Source organism: Dehalococcoidia bacterium (assembly GCA_025054935.1).
Lineage (GTDB): Bacteria > Chloroflexota > Dehalococcoidia > SpSt-223 > SpSt-223 > JANWZD01.
In genome coordinates, this window is sequence record JANWZD010000010.1 from 91,240 (window position 1) to 108,913 (window position 17,674).

At 67.9% G+C, this 17,674-nt stretch carries 16 protein-coding genes, 1 pseudogene and 1 riboswitch; of the genes and pseudogenes, 11 read left to right on the plus strand and 6 right to left on the minus strand.

Annotation, left to right across the window (positions count from 1 at the left end; genetic code table 11):
* Complete coding sequence (locus NZ773_11560) at positions 1-462, minus strand: SufE family protein (protein ID MCS6802560.1); 462 nt, start codon at positions 460-462, stop codon at positions 1-3.
* A gap of 42 nt (positions 463-504) precedes the next feature.
* Here NZ773_11560 and NZ773_11565 point away from each other — a divergent pair, with 42 nt between their 5' ends.
* Positions 505-750, plus strand: coding sequence for a hypothetical protein (locus tag NZ773_11565; protein MCS6802561.1), 246 nt, complete (start codon positions 505-507; stop codon positions 748-750).
* Here the strand turns inward: NZ773_11565 and NZ773_11570 are convergent.
* The gene (locus tag NZ773_11570) at positions 747-2,408 is read right to left on the minus strand and encodes a hypothetical protein (GenBank protein ID MCS6802562.1); all 1,662 of its coding nucleotides are present in this window, start codon (positions 2,406-2,408) and stop codon (positions 747-749) included. The genes NZ773_11565 and NZ773_11570 overlap by 4 nt on opposite strands.
* Positions 2,409-2,459: 51 nt before the next feature.
* A riboswitch (cobalamin riboswitch) is annotated at positions 2,460-2,592 on the plus strand.
* Between the two features lie 27 nt (positions 2,593-2,619).
* Between NZ773_11570 and cobT the strand changes: the two are divergent.
* Positions 2,620-3,672 (plus strand): annotated as a pseudogene (gene cobT, locus NZ773_11575) (nicotinate-nucleotide--dimethylbenzimidazole phosphoribosyltransferase).
* 281 nt (positions 3,673-3,953) lie between these two features.
* Here the strand turns inward: cobT and NZ773_11580 are convergent.
* Positions 3,954-4,736 (minus strand): hypothetical protein, encoded by a 783-nt coding sequence (locus NZ773_11580; GenBank protein ID MCS6802563.1) that lies wholly within the window; start codon positions 4,734-4,736, stop codon positions 3,954-3,956.
* A gap of 162 nt (positions 4,737-4,898) precedes the next feature.
* Between NZ773_11580 and NZ773_11585 the strand changes: the two genes are divergently transcribed.
* Both NZ773_11585 and NZ773_11590 read left to right on the plus strand, forming a co-directional pair.
* The gene (locus tag NZ773_11585; protein ID MCS6802564.1) at positions 4,899-5,381 is read left to right on the plus strand and encodes an NUDIX hydrolase; all 483 of its coding nucleotides are present in this window, start codon (positions 4,899-4,901) and stop codon (positions 5,379-5,381) included.
* The gene (locus tag NZ773_11590; protein ID MCS6802565.1) at positions 5,378-6,253 is read left to right on the plus strand and encodes an alpha/beta hydrolase; all 876 of its coding nucleotides are present in this window, start codon (positions 5,378-5,380) and stop codon (positions 6,251-6,253) included. Before NZ773_11585 ends, NZ773_11590 begins: the two co-directional genes overlap by 4 nt.
* Positions 6,254-6,279: 26 nt before the next feature.
* Here NZ773_11590 and NZ773_11595 read toward each other — a convergent pair whose 3' ends face one another.
* Both NZ773_11595 and NZ773_11600 read right to left on the minus strand, forming a co-directional pair.
* Positions 6,280-6,663: a DUF4870 domain-containing protein gene (locus NZ773_11595; protein ID MCS6802566.1), complete on the minus strand. Its 384-nt coding sequence runs from the start codon at positions 6,661-6,663 to the stop codon at positions 6,280-6,282.
* Between the two features lie 243 nt (positions 6,664-6,906).
* On the minus strand, positions 6,907-7,587 hold the full coding sequence (locus NZ773_11600) for a DUF4013 domain-containing protein (protein ID MCS6802567.1): 681 nt from the start codon (positions 7,585-7,587) through the stop codon (positions 6,907-6,909).
* Between the two features lie 295 nt (positions 7,588-7,882).
* Here NZ773_11600 and NZ773_11605 point away from each other — a divergent pair, with 295 nt between their 5' ends.
* The 4 genes from NZ773_11605 to NZ773_11620 are packed head-to-tail and all read left to right on the plus strand — an operon-like array spanning position 7,883 to position 11,166.
* On the plus strand, positions 7,883-8,611 hold the full coding sequence (locus NZ773_11605) for an SCO1664 family protein (protein ID MCS6802568.1): 729 nt from the start codon (positions 7,883-7,885) through the stop codon (positions 8,609-8,611).
* Complete coding sequence (locus NZ773_11610) at positions 8,608-9,663, plus strand: inositol monophosphatase (protein ID MCS6802569.1); 1,056 nt, start codon at positions 8,608-8,610, stop codon at positions 9,661-9,663. The genes NZ773_11605 and NZ773_11610 overlap by 4 nt, the downstream gene beginning before the upstream one ends.
* Positions 9,660-9,815: a hypothetical protein gene (locus NZ773_11615; protein ID MCS6802570.1), complete on the plus strand. Its 156-nt coding sequence runs from the start codon at positions 9,660-9,662 to the stop codon at positions 9,813-9,815. The genes NZ773_11610 and NZ773_11615 overlap by 4 nt, the downstream gene beginning before the upstream one ends.
* Complete coding sequence (locus NZ773_11620) at positions 9,805-11,166, plus strand: M20/M25/M40 family metallo-hydrolase (GenBank protein MCS6802571.1); 1,362 nt, start codon at positions 9,805-9,807, stop codon at positions 11,164-11,166. Before NZ773_11615 ends, NZ773_11620 begins: the two co-directional genes overlap by 11 nt.
* Here the strand turns inward: NZ773_11620 and NZ773_11625 are convergent.
* A complete protein-coding gene (locus NZ773_11625; GenBank protein MCS6802572.1) occupies positions 11,163-14,033 on the minus strand; it encodes a hypothetical protein in 2,871 nt (956 codons plus the stop codon). The two genes, NZ773_11620 and NZ773_11625, sit on opposite strands and share 4 nt — an antisense overlap.
* Positions 14,034-14,082: 49 nt before the next feature.
* On the opposite strand from NZ773_11625, the gene NZ773_11630 reads away from it, so the two are divergent.
* From NZ773_11630 to NZ773_11640, 3 genes are all read left to right on the plus strand, one after another.
* Positions 14,083-15,033 carry an alcohol dehydrogenase catalytic domain-containing protein gene (locus NZ773_11630; GenBank protein ID MCS6802573.1) on the plus strand — a complete coding sequence of 317 codons (951 nt, stop codon included), beginning with the start codon at positions 14,083-14,085 and terminating at the stop codon, positions 15,031-15,033.
* A gap of 312 nt (positions 15,034-15,345) precedes the next feature.
* Positions 15,346-15,594: a hypothetical protein gene (locus NZ773_11635; GenBank protein ID MCS6802574.1), complete on the plus strand. Its 249-nt coding sequence runs from the start codon at positions 15,346-15,348 to the stop codon at positions 15,592-15,594.
* Between the two features lie 183 nt (positions 15,595-15,777).
* Positions 15,778-17,640, plus strand: a complete 1,863-nt coding sequence (locus NZ773_11640; GenBank protein MCS6802575.1) for a hypothetical protein — start codon at positions 15,778-15,780, stop codon at positions 17,638-17,640.
* Positions 17,641-17,674 lie beyond the last annotated feature (34 nt).

Sequence of the window (17,674 nt, forward strand, 5' to 3'; positions counted from 1 at the left end):
TCAGAAAGAGGCGCCGTTTGGCCGGGAGCGCTTGTCTGCCGGGAGGTGCTCAAGCGCAAGGCGCTTCATATGGGCGAGGATGGCAGACATGCCGTTCAGCCGCTGATGGCTCACCACCTCTGCCAAGCCCATGGGGAGGAAGAAATCGCTTGGCAGCGCCAGCACCTGTTCCGGCGTCGCGCCGCGCAGCCCTTCCGCCAGCACCCCCGCATACCCGCGGACTGTCGGCGCCTCTTTCGGCACATCGAAGTAGAAGACCAGCCCGTCTCGGTTTTCCGCCGCAACATAGACGGGCGTCTGGCATTCGTGAACGAATTCCATCTGGTCGCGATTCGTCGCGAGCCACTCCGGAAGGGGCGGCATCGCTTCGGCAAACTCAAGGAGCAGCTCGAGCTTTTCCCGCCCGCGCGCTGCCTGAAACAGTTCGACAATCTCCGCCAGTTTGGGAGGAAGCGCGGTCATCAGCAGCCTTCCCTCGGCACGCTCGGCGTGCCAGCCTCTTGAATGAGCGAGGTCGCGCCGAAAACTGTACCAGATGAACGAGAGACAGCAACGATGAAGCGGCTCGGGCTGTGGGTCGTGCTCGTGATCGCCCTCCTTGCGATGGTCGGCTTCACCGGCGCGGCGATGATGATCGAGATTGCCAGCGAGCAGGCGCGGATCGAGGCGGTCGCGCCGCGCGCTGCTTCGACATTCAAAGTGCACGAAACGGTGACGCTCGGACGCACTGGCTTCGTCTCCGCCCCCTAGCGCTCCAGCGTCATGACGACAGTGCTGCCGACAGCCCGGGACGCGCTGACGCGAAACCCGGCGCGCGCGAGCGCTTGCTCTAGCGCTTCGGGCGTCGCGTCCGGGAAGCGAGGGCTGGGAGTCGGTACCAGCGCGACCGCCCGCTCAAACGGACGGCGCCCTGTTGCGCCAACGACCGCGGTAGAGAGCCCCCCAGCCCGCAGTTCAAGGTCCGGCGCATCTAACGGCAAGCCGATATAGAGCGTCGCCGCGCCGCGTTCGCCGGGCCACCGAGTTGGCAAGCGGCCAAGGGGCTGCCGCACCGCTTCGGGAAGGCGCGGCAACACTCCGCCGGCAAAGCGGATCTCGCTCGCGAGGGTGAGCGCGCCGGCGCCATCGACGGTGAGGACCCCCCGGCGCAGCAGCTCCCAATCGAGGGTGGCAGGGGAGTACGGGAGATCGATATTGCCCACCACGATTGTCGCAGGCCCGACCGCGTCGACCGCAGCTGCCAGCGCCGCACGCGCCGCGGGGTCTCCCACCGGCCGCAACCCGGGAAGCACCATCGCGGCGTGAACCCCGAGCAGCGCCGCAAGGGCGCCCGCCGTCAGCCGCGGCCAGCGCGCGCTCAGGCGCGCCGCCTGTGCTCCGACGAGGATCGCAAAGGCGGGAACGAGCGGAAGGATATGGCGCGCAATCTTCGTTGCCGACAGCTGCGCGAAGAGAAGCTGGAAGGCGATCAGTACCACGAGGATCCAAATCCGGCCATCAGCCAGCGCGCGGCGGCGCAACACGGCGCCAAGCGCTGCCAGCCACACCCCCGCCATCAGCCAGGAGCCCGCAAGCCAGCCAAACTGTCGGGGGTAGAAGAGAACGCCTTCAAGCGTCGAGGCATCGGGTCCCCACGGCGTGTTGCGAAGCGACTGGAGCGTTTGGACGATTTTCTGCGGATAGGCAAACCAGAGGAGCAGGAGGAGAGCGGTTGTGCCCGCCGCGAGGAGGTGGCCGCGCCGCCGCGTGCGTGCCGCTGCGCTCGGCTGCCGGCGCAGCCATTCCCCCTCAACAAGGAAGGCGCCGGCAACGGCAAGCCCGAGAAGGACGCCGTAGTTCTGCTTCGCGAGAAAGGTGAGCACGATCGTCGCCCCGAGGCCTCCCCACGCAGCGGGCGGAGGAGCAGGCGATCGCCAGAGCCAGCCGTACAGCCAGAGCCCGAGGACGAGGAAGAAGAGCGCGGGGAGTTCGAGCATTGCCTGGGGCGCAAGCTCGAGAGCGGCGCTTGAGAACAGCAGAACAGCGCCGGCCGCAACGCCGCCCACCTCGCCCGCCCTGCCGGAGGCGAAGGGTCGCGCTGCGGCGTAAAGCAGCAGCGCCGTTCCGATGAGCGCGACGAGGCCGATGGCGCGCACCAACTCGGTCGAATAGCCGGCAAAGAAGATGACAAGACCGGCCAGCCACGAGTAAAGCGGCGGCCAATACACCTGCCGATAGCTGTCGTAAAGGAGGGCGAGAACATCGCCCGCGCGCGCATCGGCAGCGATCCGGGCGCCCCACAGCGCATGATAGGCCTCGTCCCAAAGCAGCGGCCCCGCCGGCAGGAGAGACTGGACGAGCACTGCCGCAGCGATCGCGAGCGCAGCGAGAAGAACGAGCAGCCAACCGCGAAGAATCGACCGCGCCAACGCGACCAGAAGCCTAGCAGAGCGGCTGACCGCTCGGCGATCTCGGTTGGATTCCTCCCCATTACGGCTGCTATACTGCGGCCCGCACATTGCCGGGGAAAGCCGGTGCGAGGCCGGCGCTGTCCCGCAGCTGTATGCGCCTTGGGCGCGAGCCAGAATGCCCGGCAATGGATTCCCGGCCGCCCGGCCGGCCTACCGAGGAGTAGGGGTCATGAACGACATCATCCGCCAGACTATCGCCGCCATCCCCGAGCCCGACCTTGCCGCAATGAACTGGGCCCGCCGGCGTCACGAGCAGTTGACGAAACCGCCCGGCAGTTTGGGTCGCCTCGAGGAGCTGGCTATCCGCTTCGTCGGGATCACCGGGCAGATCCCGCCAGCCATCCGGCGCAAGGCGATCGTTACTGCCGCGGCTGACCATGGGGTGGCAGAGGAGGGCGTTTCCGCCTACCCGCGCGAGGTAACCGCCCAGATGGTACTGAACTTCCTGCGAGGCGGCGCCGCGATCAACGTCCTCGCGCGCGGAGTAGGCGCCGAGGTGATTGTCGTCGACGCCGGTGTCGCCGCAGAGGTGCCGGAGGAGCCCGGCCTCCTGCGTCGCGCCGTCCGCCGCGGGACCGCAAATTTCGTCCACGGGCCGGCAATGGAGCGCGAGGAGGCAGAGCAGGCGGTTGTCAATGGCATCGCCATCGCCACCGAGCTTCACCAGGGCGGCGTCGACCTCCTCGGAACCGGCGATATGGGGATCGGCAATACCACTGCCTCGAGCGCGATCACCGCAGTGATGACGGGCCGGCCGGTCGCAGAAGTAACCGGGCGCGGCACCGGGATCACTGTCGAGCAGCTTCGCAAGAAGATCGCCGTCATCGAGCGCGCAATCGCTGTCAATCAGCCCGACCCCGCTGACCCTCTCGATGTGCTGGCAAAGGTGGGCGGACTTGAGATCGCGACGCTGGTCGGCGTGATGATCGGCGGCGCAGCCTGCCGCGTCCCTGTCGTCATCGACGGCTTTATCTCCGGCGCCGCCGCGCTCATCGCCGTCGCCCTCGCCCCCCACGCAAGCTTCTCCCTGATCGCGGCGCACAGTTCGGTCGAAGTTGGCCACCGCGCGATCCTCGAGCACCTCGAGAAGGCGCCGCTGCTGAACCTGGATCTGCGGCTCGGGGAAGGAACAGGAGCAGCGCTGGCCTTTCCGATCATTGAGAACGCGCTCCGCATCCTGAACGAAATGGCAACCTTCCAGGAGGCAGGAGTTTCGGGCCGCTCCGCGCCGCGAGAAACCGCCGTCCGCTTCCCGAAACGCCGTCTCGGCTATTTCTACGCTCTCGAAGGCGGCATCTGGGACGACCCGTTTCAGCATGCGGACGGCCGGCGGTACCGCCACATCGTCAGCACCGACTTCGATCGCCTTGTTGCCTGGGCAGAAGCGCGAGGGATCTCGCGCTCGCGCATCGTGCGGCGGGACTTGCGCGATTTTCGCCACAACCGCGAGCCGGTCGCGGCATGGCACATCGACCTCGGAGGACCGTTCCTCGACGTCGACCCCTAGAGCAGCGCTGGCTCCGGGAGGGCGATATCGACCAGCCGGCTGACCGTCTGCTCGCGAGAGCGCGGCAGCCATACGACCTGTTCGCTGCCGCTTCCCCGACGGACCAAGTCGAAGTGCGCTGCCCATTCCAGCATTCGATAGACCGCACCGGCCGGCGCCAGCGTCCGCGCTACCACGCGCGACTCAAAGATCTGAGAAAGGGTCGTCTGACCGGGGGCGCGCAGTTCGCGCAGCAGCCCATAGAGCAGCACCGAGGCCGAAGGCGCCGGCGGCTCAAGCACCCAGGCCCGGTCGAACGGCCGCAGGTATCCCGCTGAGCGCAGCACCGCCAGCAGCCGCGAGGCCGAGGTCGGGTCATCCTTGCCGCGGCGCTCCGCCAGCCAAGCGCGCAGACGGCGCGGCGTAAACCAGCGCCATGTCGGGTCGGGCAGCCGCTCATCCAAAAAGCAGGCGAGCGCTGGCTCCACTTCCGCAAGGCACACGAGCGCCAGCTGCCGCTTCGCTTGGTCGCGGAGCGGGCTGCCGAGCAGGAGAAGCGCCGACCGGTCGACCTCCTCGCCCTGAACGTAGGGACGGGCAAGGTAGCGGGCAAATCGCTCCCGGCTTCCTGCCCCGATCGTTGAGGGAAGATGCTCCGCAACGAAGGCGAGAAAGTCGCTCCGCCTCGCGGGGATCTCGGCGCGGCTGAGGATCTCGACAGTGTCGTCGATCAAGTCGGGACCGACCGGGGGGACGCGGACTATCGGCGGCGGCTGCAGCGGCGCTTGGACGAGATACATACCAGAGACCCCAAGGGATAGGGATCGATGGAGCTCCGACCCCAATTTGTTGCGTTAGTCTACCAGACTGCCTGCCTGGATGCTAGAAGGATCGCCGGGCGAAACGCGCTGCTGCCGGCCGATCTGCTGGAAAGCCATCGCTTTGGCGGATACCATCCCGGTATGCGTCAGGGGATTGAGGGGCGCCTTGCGCAAGCGGCGGGCTGGCTGCTCAGCCGGCTGACCTTCGGCGCGCTGCCGCCATTTGCCGCCACCGCAGCTCTTATCGAACGGGATGGCCGAATCCTCACCATCCAGCGGAGCGACGGGCTAGGCTTCAACTTGCCGGGAGGGTTCCTCCGCTGGCAGGAGCGCGTAGAAGACGGCCTCCTTCGCGAGGTGTTCGAAGAGACCGGCTTCCACATCGCGATCGATCATCTGGTCGGCGTCTACTCCGGACCCGCGCCGAACCAACGGCTCTCCTCGGTCTGCCTCGCCTATGCCGCCTCGATCATCGGCGGGGTGCAGCGCGATTCGTTCGAAGGCCGCGTTCTCTGGCTCGAGCCCGCCGAGCTGATTGGACAGATGGCATTCGGCAACGAGCAGATGCTGCTCGACTATCTCGCAAGCAGTCGGCGCAGCCGCGCCGGCATCCCTCGCGGGTGAGCCTGCCGACCCCCCAGCAGCGGCGCGTACCAGCCAATGGCATCACGCTTGCCGTCCACGACTGGGGCGGCAGCGGCGCCCCGCTCCTCGCTGTCCACGGCAACTCGTTCCACGGAAGGATTTGGGATGTCACGCTCCGTCAGCTGTGGCCCGACTACCGTTCCTACGCGCTCGATCTGCGCGGCCACGGCGACAGCGACACCCCTGAGCAGGGGTATAGCCGGTTCGATCATGCTGCCGACATCGTCGCGGTCGTAGAGGCGTTGGGGCTGCGCCGTCCCGTTGTCCTTGCGCATTCGGTGGGCGCAATCTCCACCCTCCTCGCGGCCAGCATGGCTCCGGATCGCTTTGGCCCCATGGTGCTGATCGAGCCGGTGATCCGCCCGAAAACGGCGGCGGCGCCATGGCTGCCGTCAGCCGCAACGGCGACGCTCGCCGAGCAGGCACGCCGCCGCCGCCACCGCTGGCCATCGCGCGAGGCGGCGGTCGCGCACTACCGCACGAAGCCGGCATTCGCCTCGTGGCAGCCCGAGGTGCTCGCCCTCTACGTTGAGCACGGCTTTCGCGACCAGCCCGACGGCAGCATCGAACTCAAATGCCCCGGCTGGGTCGAAGCGCTCGGCTACGAGGCAAGCCCGGCGGCCAATCCGTGGCCGCACCTTCCGGCGGTGGCGTGTCCTGTCCTTCTTGTTCGGGCGGGCACCTCGCGACTCTTCTCAGAGGCGATCGCCGCCGATCTCGCGGCCGCGCTCCCGAATGCCCGCGTTGTCACGGTGCCGGATCGCTCGCACGCGCTCCCGATGGAAGACCCTGCGCTTGTCGCCCGCATAGCGCGCGCGTTCTTCGCCGAGCATCAACGGGAGATGCGCTAGGAGCGCAGGACAGGCCGGACGGCTGGTCAGACGCTCGCTGCAGGCGGCCGGGTCAGCCACCCTTGTTGCACCATGAAGTTGGTGAGCGCCGGGATCTCAAAATAGCGGTTCTGCGATGCTTGATAGGCGTAGTAGATCATCGGAATGAGCGGAGCGAAGTAGAAGATCCAGAGGCACAGCCCAAGGATCCCGAAGGTGATCGCAGTCAGGATGGTATAGACGATCGTGAAAAGGAAGAAATAGGCGATGATGGCGATGCCAAAGCCGATCGACTGCACCGCATGATAGCGCGCGAACGGCCGGTTCTTATAGTCCTCGAGGAGAAGCACGATGATCCCTACAATGGGCGTGAAGATATAGCTGAGAATTGCCCAGAGACGATCGTTCGGCGAAATTGCTTCTGACTGCACTGCTTGGAACCTCCGCTACGAGCCCGACTCGGCCGAGCTACTTTCACCAACGGCGGCCACCGCATGAAGGTTCCGCCGCTCTCTGCCTGCCTCTCCCTTCGTCGGGCGCGAGCAGCCGCACCACCGGCTGACGCGAGGGAGACGAACGGGTCGCGGTGCACGGCCCGCGCTGCCATTCCTCCAGCCGCCCCCAAGGGGGAGCGCGTCGGGCGCTCGCCAGGGGTCGCCTCCGCCCGCCTGAAACTAGACTGCGGGCGCCCGCTCAAGCTCCTGCCATACCTGCCCCTCGAGATGGCCGTTAACGTAATAGGCATACGCGAACGTCACAAAGATCCCGATAAAGCAGGCGATGACACCAAGGTACGCGATGATCCCAGTGACAATCCCCAGCAGAGCGGTAATCACCACGGGGGCAGGAATCCGGCGGAGGATGCCGAACACATCGCCAAACCGCAAGGCGGCGCCAATCTCGCTTGTCCGCACGTATTGGACCACGATCGCCGGCCGCATAATGAAGAGAAAGAGGGCATACAGGCCCATCAGACAACTGAAGGCCAACGAAATGACCCCCGCCAAGGCGCCAAGCGCATCCGCCGCTTGACGTCCTCCGCCCCCTGCTACGCCGGTGACACCGAACGAGACCACAATCTGGCAGCAGTAGAGCACAATGAGCGGCAGCGCCCAGACGACAAACACGACGAAGAGCTTCAGCCCTTCGGTGAACTTCTCGCCGAGATTTGTCCACTCCGGCAAGGGGTTCGGGTTGCCGCGATGAACATTCCGGATGATCTCGACGTTGTAGCCGAGCACGAACGGAATGCCGATCAGCACCAACGAGAGCAGCTGAAATAGGGCGCCGACGAGCACCTTCTGAAGCCATTGCGGGTCTTCAAAGACGTAGCTAAAGGCCTTCCCGATGTTCACAGACGTCGCCCTCCCCACAGCTAACGGGCTGCCTCTCGAGCGGCAGCCCGACCGCTCGCGCATTATAGGGATGCCCCTTCCGACACGCAATCCGGTCGCCCTGTGACGGCGAGGCGGCGCTCGTCGGCCAGCGCCTCCTGCCGGAAAGCAGCCGGCACGGCTTGCTGATCCTCCGAGGAGAACAGGACGCCGTGCCGCCCCCCTTCGCGCACTGGCTTGGGCGCTCCCGCTCCTCGCCAGTCCAGCCGCGGCAGGGGATGACGAATCGCGGGGGCCGCCGGTGGTACAATGTGGCATGACCGGTTCGAGGCTTGATCAGGCGCCTGAATGGCTGAAGACCGGCAAGATCGTCGGCATTGGCCGCGTGCCCGCTGGCTCGAACGCCACGTTCGCCGTCGCCATCGACGACGGCACGACCGAGCGGCTGGCGATCTACAAACCGGTGCGCGGCGAACGCCGCCTCTGGGATTTTCCCGACGGCACCCTCTATAAGCGGGAAGTCGCGGCCTACCTCACCTCGGAGGCGCTCGGCTGGGGGCTCGTGCCTCCGACCGTCATCCGTGAGGGGCCGTACGGCATCGGGTCATTCCAAGTCTATTGCGAGCCCGATGAGCGGCACGACTTCTGGCGCGTCCGCAAGCGGCGGCGGGACGATCTTTTCCCGATCGCGCTTTTTGACATCATCACGAACAACGCCGACCGGAAAGGCGAGCACTGTCATCTCGCCGCCGACGGCAAGATCTGGGCGATCGATAACGGCCTCACCTTCCATACCGACTTCAAGAATCGGACCGTGCTGATCGAGTTCGTCGGCGACCCGATCCCGGCTTCGCTGCTTGAGGATATGGAAGAGCTCGCGACCGACCCCGCCCGGCGGCGGGAGCTCGAGACCAGTCTGCGCGACCTGCTCGCGCCTGACGAGATCGCCTGCTTCTTCGGCCGGATCGAGATTGTCTGCCGCACCGGCCGAATGCCCCGCGTCATTCCCCATTGGGAGCTGTATTACTGGGCGGGCGAGGAGTGACGCTCGGCCTCCGCCAGGCGGTCGTCGACGCGATCGCCGATGCTGCGCGCGCTTGGGCTGCCGAATGCGGCGAGCTCGCGAGGGGGATGCTCTCCTCCTCGCTCCGCGTCGAGTTCAAAGAGGCGAACCGGCGCAACCCTGTCACCGCCGCCGACCACGCTGTCGAGGAGCGGCTGCGCGCGCTCGTCGCCGAACGGTTTCCCACCCACGCGGTGCTTGGCGAAGAGGGCACCCCCGGCGTCAGCCACAGCCTGCCGGCAATCCTCTGGGTTGTCGACCCGATCGACGGGACCGCCAACTTTGCCTCCGGCTTGCCCTTCTGGGCGGTGTCTATCGGCGTGCTCTATCGCCGCGTCCCGGTCGCAGCCGCAATCTACACTCCTGCCGGCCCGGAAGGCCCTGCTGTCTATCACGCCCGGCGCGGCGGAGGCGCGTTCTGTGACGACCGGCCGCTCGCCGTGCGCGCCAACGAACGCCCCGAGCCCGCCACAATCATTGCAGTTCCGGGAAGCTGGCCGTGGCTTTTCCGCCTCGACCCGCCTCTCCGGCAGGGGCCAGGCGAGCCGCGCGTGCTGGGCAGCATCGCGACCGAGATGGCGCTCACCGCCGCCGGCAACTTCCAATGGGCGCTTTTCGGCGGCCCCAAGATTTGGGATGCTGCCGCCGGCGTGCTCCTAATCCAGGAAGCCGGCGGGGTCGTACTTCAGCGGCAAGGCAAGCGGTGGGTTCCTCTCGAGCGGTTTGCACTGCCGCCCCGGCCATGGTTCCCGCGCCGCCAAGAAACCCCGCTCGAGCGGCTCGCCCGCTGGCGCGCGCCGCTTCTTTGCGCGAACCCCGTCCTCGCCGATTTCCTCGCCCGCCACCTCCACCCTCGCTTTTTGCTGCTGCTTCGCGCGCGGCTGATGCTCCGCCGCCTGCAGGCACTGCAGCGGAAGGTCCTCCGATGGCCGACACCCACGACTACCTCGAAGACCAACTGCGCGATGTCGAAGCGGACGCCAAGCGCGCCGCCCGCCGCGCCGAAGCGCTCGTCCGCGCCATCAACCCCGTGAGCCCGTTCGGCCACGAGCTGCGCCTCGAGATCTTCTCGGTCCATCAAGCGCTCGAGGCTGCCCTCGCGCGGATCGACGAAGCGCGCGCCAAAATCCGCGCAGACCGAAAGACGAGGAAGCGCCGGGCGCTGAAGGAGAGCGATGCCCCTTGACCCTACGCTTGTTCAGTATGTCGACACCCACTTGGAGCGCTTTGTCCGCCTTCTCGAGCGCTTCGTCGCCCAGCCGAGTGTCTCCGCCCACGGCGAGGGGATCGAGGCGATGGCGTCGCTTGTTGAAGCTGCCCTTGCCGATGCCGGGCTCGACGTCGTTCGCGGCGCCACGGCCGGCAATCCGATCCTCCTCGGCACAAGCGAAGGTGCAAGTCCGCGGCGGGTGTTGTTCTACAACCATTACGACGTCCAGCCCGCAGACCCGGGCGACGGCTGGGAGAGCCCGCCGTGGACACCGACCCGACGCGAGGGGCGGCTCTTCGGGCGCGGCGTTGCCGACAACAAAGGCAACCTTGCCGCCCGCATCGCCGCCGTCCACGCCCTCCGCGCCGTGCGGGGAACGCTTCCCGCCGGCGTCACCTTCGTCGTCGAAGGAGAAGAGGAAATCGGCAGCCCCCATCTCCCGGCGTTCGTCGCCGACCACCGCGACCGTCTCGCCGCCGACGGCTGCATCTGGGAGACGGGCGGCGTCGATTGGGAGGGCGCGCCGCTGCTCACGCTCGGCTGTAAGGGAGTGCTCGTCGTCGAACTGCGGGCGAGGGGCGCCAACCGCGATCTCCACTCATCCTACGGGCCGATCGTCCCCAACCCCGCGTGGCGGCTCGTCTGGGCACTCGCGTCGATCAAGGGTCCCGACGAGCGGATCCTGGTCGACGGCTGGGAGGACGACTGCATCCCGCCCCGCGAACGCGAACTGGCGCTCGCCGATGCGCTGCCGGACGAGACGGCGGCGCTGCTGACGAACCTCGGCCTCCCTCGCTTTCTTGACGGCCTCGAGGGACGAGCGCTGCGGCGGCGGCTCCTCTTCGGCTGCTCGGCGACGATCAACGGGCTCTCTGCCGGCTACGCCGGCCCCGGCGTGAAGACCATCCTCCCTCATGAGGCGCGCGCCAAGCTTGACTTCCGCCTCGTCCCCGGTCAGCGCCCGGCCGATCTCGCGGCCAAGCTGCGCCGCCATCTCGATGCGCACGGCTTCGACGACATCGAAATCCTCTCCGCCGACGGCGAGCCGGCCGCCCGCTCCGACCCCGATGCGCCTTTCGTCCGTCTCGTCATCGACACCGCAGCAGCAGTCTACGGCCGTCCTCCCGTCATCTCGCCGACGATGACCGGCGCCGGGCCGATGGCCGCCTTCACCGACCTGCTCGGACTGCCGGTGGCGACATCGGGCTGTTCCCACCCGGATTCGCGCGCTCATGGGCCGAACGAGAATATCCGGCTCGATGACTTCCGTCAGGCGATCCTCCACGCCGCCGCCATTCTCGACGCCCTGCCCGCACTGCCGGGCTAAGGGCGGATCACGATCGAATCGCCGCCGCGCGTCGCGAGCCGCTGGCCAGTGTGGGGATCGTAGAGACCGAGGCGGAGCGTTCCCCGATGAGGGGGAAGCGGGCGACGGTCTTCGATGAGCGCGCCGATCGGCCACGCATCGGTTGGGAACGCCCCTGCGGCAGGCGGCCCGTCAGACTGGCCGAGGATCTGGCCCGTCTCATCGAGACCGTGCACAAAGACATGGTACCGCCCCGTCGGCGGCCGAACCGCCTGCCAGACGAGCCGAAGCTCCCCGCCCTGCCGATCGACATCCCACCCTTCGAGCCGCGCCCACTCTCCGAACGGCACCTCGAGCCGGTGAGCAGGAGGGGCGACGGGCCTGACGACAGCGACCTGCGCCAGAACCACAGTCGACCCGCTAGATGTCTCGAGCCGGGGACCGCCGCCAGGCTCGTACCAGCCACCCTCTACTCGGTAGACACCCGCCGGGAGGTCAAGCGGAAGGATGCCACGCCGCCGATCGACCCGCTTGTCCCCCGCTTGCCACGTCGTCGGCGCGCTCACGCCGCCGCCAATCCGGCTGTCGGACTGCCACCATCGGCGACCGTCCATGGCATAGAGATGGACGAAGAAGACATAGTCGTCGTCCGGCGAGCGCACCGCTCGCCACTGGGTCTCGAGGACAAGTTCATCACCCGGCGCGGCCGGCCCTTCCGCCGGCGAGCGTCCAGCGACGCGCACAGTCGCCGCTTCAAGCGCCAGCTGTCCGCCGAAGACCGCCACCGGCGGGGGCGGCGTTGCGGTCGTCGCCGCGGGCAGCTGCGCCGCGGCCACCGCAACCGGCGGGCCGTCGTCGAGCGAGACCGTCAGCGTATAGCGGCCGGCCGGCCGCGACGCCGGCAGCCTAAACCAGACAGGATCGGGGATGATTTCATTGGCGCGCCATTCCGACGTCGGCTCTAGGCCATAGCGGGCGGGACCTGCCCGCTCGGCGACGATAGCGCCTCGCTCGTCGCGCAGGGCGAGCACCAAGCGGTGGTCGCGCTCGGGCGGCCGCGTCGCCAGCCAGTAAAGGCGCGCGGCGATCTCTTCTCCGTTGAGGGCGGCAGTCGCTCCGAGCAACCAGAGGCCAGGCGCGAGCTCCTGCCCGCCCCCCTGAGGCGCGACGGGCAGCGGGCGATAGCCGAAAATGGCGAGCGCGAGCAGGATGACTGCACCCGCAGCCGCCCCGGCGAGACGACGGCACGGCCACAGCAGCGCGACGGCGAGCAGGAGAAACGAGACGGTCGTCACGACCGAGCCCACGACGACGATGGGGGTCTCCACGAAGCGAAATTCGACCTGAGATCGGCCCGCGGGAAGGTCGACTGTGACAAGGCCAAGCGCCGTCTCCGGGCGAACCGCCGCCGGCGCCCCGTTCACGCGGGCAGTCCAGCCGGGAAACAGGAAACTGTGGAGGCGGAGGACGGTCGGCTGGGTCGACGTGACCGTCAGCGACAGGTCAAGGCCCGCTACCGTCTCAAGACGAGCAGATTCGATCGTCGGCGCGCCGACGCTTCGCGGCACGTCGCTCGCTGCACCAGGGCCGCGAGCTGACCACAGAGGCAAATATTCCGCTCCTGTCGTCGTCCCGATGCGGCCGAGTTGGTGCTCCCGGCGTTGCCAGCCCGCGGTCGTCACCTCCTCTGCGAGCAGCGGGATCGGTTCGGGCAGCGTCTCCGTTACGCTCGTCACCGCGAGGAGGAGAATACTCACCCCGGCAGCAACCGGCCGCGCGAGCGGCGGAACGAGCAGGACACCCCCCGCGGACGCGACCGCCCCGAGCAGCCCGACAAACGCCAGCAGCCGCCACGGATAGGCGATGAGCGAGAGGAGAGGCAGCGCCTCCCAGAGCGGCGCGGCCGGAGCGCTGATGCTGACCGCCACCGTCAGCGCGGCAAGAGGGAAGAAGAGGGCCACGCGTCGCTCCCGGCCGCGCAGCCGCAGCATGCCGAGCGTGCCCGCGCCGGCAGCCGCTGCCTGAACCAACCCGATCGCAAAAGGAAACTGTTCGTGCCGATACTGCCAGCTCATTTGGACGAGCTGGCCGAGCGCGAGAAAGTTCTCGCGCGCGTAGTTGAGATTGCCGATCGTGACGACGCGCTGGTCGACGAGCGCCGGCAGCCAAAACCACGCCGCGAGACCGAGCCCAAGAGCGAGACCGAGCCCGGCGCGACAGAGCCCGCGCCAGCCGCCGCACCAGAGGGCGAAGGCCCCGGCAAGCGGCAGCCCGACAAGGGCGAGAGGGTTATACGTCGCGACCGCGAACGCTGTGCTTGCTGCCGTCGCTAGCCAAGCGCGCCGGCTCGAACCGCGCGCCAGCCGATGAACGCCCCAGAGCAGCGGCGGGTAGGCGGCGAGGGAAACAGCCTCGCCGAATGCGCCGCGAACATAGACGTCTGCTAGTAGATACGGCGCAAGCGCGTATGCCGCGCCCGCGACGGCCGCCCCCCAGCGCCCCGCCGTCGGGGCAACCTCGCGCGCCAGAGCGAAGGCGCCGAGCGCTGACAGGAAAAAGAGGAGCGCATAGACGACCTTAACCGCTTCCGGCAAGGCGACGCCGGCGCGGGAGACCGCCCACGCGGCGTAGTGCGCGAGCGGACCGTAGAAATGAAAGACGGGGTAGCCGTACCCAAGCGCGAGGTCAGCTGCCCAGCGCGGGTAGAGGACCCCCCGGCCGATCTCCTCGGCAAGAATGGCAACGCGAAAGAGATGCGCCACCCCGTCGTGCCCCTCGTAATACCCCGGCTGGAGCAGCGGGGAGGCAGCAGCGCCGGCGGCCGCAAGCGCGACGATCACCGGCCCGACGGCGCCTGCCGCGCCTCGCAGCGTCGCCTCGCGCTTCATCGCCGGGAGTCTACAATCTCCCGAGGCCGCGCTCGACGGAGGAGGACCGATGCGCGCCGTGCTGTTCGACGGCGAGATCCGGCTCAAGCGAGACTATCCCGACCCGGCCCCCCCGCCGGGTGAGGCGCTGATCCGCGTCCGCCTTGCGGGAATTTGCAATACCGACCTCGAGATCGCGCGCGGCTATCTCCAATTTCGCGGCGTGCTCGGCCACGAGTTCGTCGGTGAAGTTGTCGCCGCTGCCGAGCCAGGGTGGATCGGCCGGCGAGTCGTCGGCGAGATCAACGCAAGCTGTCGTGCGTGCGCGCGCTGCGCCGCTGGGGATGCATCCCATTGCGCGCAGCGAACAGTGCTCGGCATTCAAGGCCGCGACGGCGCATTCGCCGATTTCCTCTGCCTGCCCCTCGCCAATCTGCACCGTCTCCCCGACACGATCGCCGACGAGGAGGCGCTCTTCGTCGAGCCGCTCGCCGCCGCATTCGAGATCGTCGACCGGGTGCAGGTGCGGCCAACCGACCGCGTTCTTGTGCTCGGCGACGGCAAGCTGGGCCAGCTCGTTGCGCGCGTCCTTGCCGCTACCAGCGCGCAGCTGACCGTCGTCGGCCGCCATGAGGAGAAATTGGCAATCCTCCGCGCCGCCGGCATCGATGCCTGCCGGCGCGACGAGCTTCCGGCGATTGCGGCCGACATCGTCGTCGACTGCACCGGCACGGCAGCGGGATTTCAAGACGCGCTCCAGTTCACCCGCCCACGCGGCACTATCGTGCTGAAAAGCACGGTTGCCGAGGCCCTGCCCCTTAACCTCGCGCCAGTCGTGATCAACGAGGTGACGGTGGTCGGGTCACGCTGCGGCCCGTTCGCGCCAGCAATTCGGGCACTTGCCGACCGCCGGATCGAGGTGACCCCCTTGCTGACCGCCATCTATCCTCTCGATGAGGCGCTGGCAGCGTTCCAGCGGGCGCAAGCGCCGGGGGTCCTCAAGGTGGCGCTTCGGCCGTAGCTGCCCCAGGTGGAACGCAGAGCAGGCATCGTTCGTATCATGAGGTGAGCACAGGGGAGACGGCATTGAAGGGGAACGGCCAGCCTCTCTAAAATTGGTTGGGGAACGAACGAGACGAGGAAAGGAAAAGCCGCCTTGAGTCCGATGAGCGAAAAGCGGCGCAAGATCGCCCGGAAGCGCCGAAAGCACCAAGCAAAGGTGAAGCTGAAGGAACGTCTGGAGCGAGCCGCCGCCTCAAAGCGACCCTAGCGGAAGGCTGTTCGCCCCTCCGATCTCCGCTCAGAGATCGTCTCAGCCACCGAGGAGAGCGACATGAACGCAGAACAGGAGCGCAAGCGAGAGAGAGGAAACGAAACCCAGCCGGTTGAGCGGGTTGAGTTCGTCGACCAAGTTGGGCCGGAGGAGGCGCGGCGGATCATCAACGAGGCGATCGAACAGTTCGCCGCTGCCAGCCGCGCCGAGAGCTGGGCTCGCCGGCGCGAGCGGATTCTCCGTCTGACGCGTCTCCTCGAGCAGCGGCTCGACTACGATCTCGAACAGCTCGGGATACGCTCTCGCTAGCCAGCAACGAGCGCTGTTGCGCCCGAGGGCAGGCCGACTGGCCTGCCCTCCTCTTGTTAATGCGCGCCTTACCCCAACCGCGCCGGCAACTTCCTCAACGCTCCCGCCCTAACTGCTTGCTCCCTTGCTTGCGCGGTCCTACAACTGCTTCGGCGCCAAAAGGCGCCCGGGAGTCGAGCAGCGATGAAGGTAGGACGGCCTCTTGTTTTCTTGCTCGCGGTGATAGTCAGCGGAGCGATGCCGCCGGCGCCCGCGCGCGCTGCTGGCGTAGTGACGAATTGCGGCGACTTCTGGGGCCCAGGCGGACTTGGCGCAGCAGTGGCGACCAGCGGGGTCGTCACCTTCGCCTGCAGCGGCACCATCGCCGTTCCTGCCCAGATCGAGATCTCTGCCGCGAACAGCCCTCTCGTCATCGACGGCAGCGGCCAGAACGTCACGCTGACCGGCAGCGGCGGAACGCGGCTGTTCCGCGTTGGGAGCAACCGGTCGCTCACGCTGCGCAACCTGACCCTTCGCGACGGCAAAGCCGAGAATGGCGGCGCGATCCTTGCCTTGGGCAGCGCGACCGTTACCCTCGAGCGGGTCGTCTTCCTCGACAATCGCGCCGACTCCTGGGGAGGCGCGCTCTACCTCGAGTCCGGGACGGCCGCGATCCGCCACAGCCGGTTCGAGGGGAACCGCTTGACCTCCCCCAGCGGGCTGGGAGGCGGCGCGATCCGGGCGATCGACATGACCCTCACCATCGAAGCCTCAACGTTCATCAGCAACTCGGCCGTCGTCGCGGGAGTTCCCGACACCACAGGGGGCGCCATCGACTTTGCTGGCGGACTGAACACGGCCACCATCCAGAACAGCACCTTCGTCAGCAATACCGCGGGGATCGGCGGAGCGATCGCCGGCAGCCAGATCAGCCACAACCAGCAGAGCATCATCCGGTTGCACCACCTCACGCTCGTGGAGAACGCCGCCCCAGTCGGCAGCGCAATCGCGGCCCAGACGGCGACAGTCCGCCTCGCGAACAGCGTGATTGCCGGTCCGGGACCGCGCTGCGCTGCCGGCACCGGTGTAATCGTCAATGACGGCGGCAACTGGGAGAGCGGTGCCGGCGCAGCCGGATGCGGCAGCTCACCGCCGCAGGTCGTCCCGCGGGATGACCTTGCCCTTGGAACGCTCGGCGACTACGGGGGGACAACCCCGACGATCCCGCTGGGAACCACGAGCATTGCCCGCGCGAGCGGCGTTGCCGCCTTCTGCCAGGCTGTCGGCGGCGTTGACCAACGCGGCGCCCGCCGGCCGGCCACCCACTGCAGCAGCGGCGCCTACCAGCAGGCAAGCGCGCCCGTCGTGACCGGGGTCAGCCCGAGCCAAGTGCCTGCCGGCAGCCCGAGCGTCATCCTCACGATCACCGGCTCCCATTTCATCCCGGGCAGCACCCTCCGCTGGAATGGGATCGACGTCGGAACGACATGGGTGAACAGTTCCACCCTGACCGCCACTATCCCTGCCGGCTATCTCCTCTCTGGCGGAGAGTTCCCGCTCACAGTCCGGTACCCGGGGCTCGGCGACCTCGACTCGTCGCCCCCCATTACCATCACTGTCGCCAGAGTGAGCCAGTCGATCACGGTTGCTTCGCCTCCCAGCGACCGGCCGCTGGGCGCTGGCCCCTTCACTCTCAGCGCCACCGCCTCTTCGGGGCTCCCCGTCTCCATCGTCAGCACGACGCCGGCCGTCTGCACCGCGTCGGGAACGACGATCACCGTGATCGCCCCGGGCGTCTGTTCGCTGACACTCAGTCAGCCGGGGAACGGCATCTATCTGCCTGCGCCCGACGTCGTGGTCAGCTTCACCGTCACGGCGCCAACCCCAACCCCAACCCCAACGCCCTCTCCCGCTCCGACTGCCACCCCAACCGCGGCGCCGACCAATCCGAACGCGCCGCGCCCGCCTGACCTGCGCCCGGGCACCGGCGGGCTCAGCTGGCTTGCGCCGATTGTGTACGCCGATACCCGGCTCAATGGAGAAGTCGTCCCGTTCCGGGGGGAATAACCTCCGGGGCGCCCGCTGGCAGAGCCCCGGCGTG

Bases quoted from the DNA above. Each gene is read 5' to 3' on its own strand.
- NZ773_11560 (MCS6802560.1), bottom strand. From the start codon at position 462: ATGACCGCGCTTCCTCCCAAACTGGCGGAGATTGTCGAACTGTTTCAG.
- NZ773_11565 (MCS6802561.1), top strand. From the start codon at position 505: ATGAGCGAGGTCGCGCCGAAAACTGTACCAGATGAACGAGAGACAGCA.
- NZ773_11580 (MCS6802563.1), bottom strand. From the start codon at position 4,736: ATGTATCTCGTCCAAGCGCCGCTGCAGCCGCCGCCGATAGTCCGCGTC.
- NZ773_11585 (MCS6802564.1), top strand. From the start codon at position 4,899: ATGCGTCAGGGGATTGAGGGGCGCCTTGCGCAAGCGGCGGGCTGGCTG.
- NZ773_11605 (MCS6802568.1), top strand. From the start codon at position 7,883: ATGACCGGTTCGAGGCTTGATCAGGCGCCTGAATGGCTGAAGACCGGC.
- NZ773_11620 (MCS6802571.1), top strand. From the start codon at position 9,805: ATGCCCCTTGACCCTACGCTTGTTCAGTATGTCGACACCCACTTGGAG.
- NZ773_11625 (MCS6802572.1), bottom strand. From the start codon at position 14,033: ATGAAGCGCGAGGCGACGCTGCGAGGCGCGGCAGGCGCCGTCGGGCCG.
- NZ773_11630 (MCS6802573.1), top strand. From the start codon at position 14,083: ATGCGCGCCGTGCTGTTCGACGGCGAGATCCGGCTCAAGCGAGACTAT.
- NZ773_11635 (MCS6802574.1), top strand. From the start codon at position 15,346: ATGAACGCAGAACAGGAGCGCAAGCGAGAGAGAGGAAACGAAACCCAG.
- NZ773_11640 (MCS6802575.1), top strand. From the start codon at position 15,778: ATGAAGGTAGGACGGCCTCTTGTTTTCTTGCTCGCGGTGATAGTCAGC.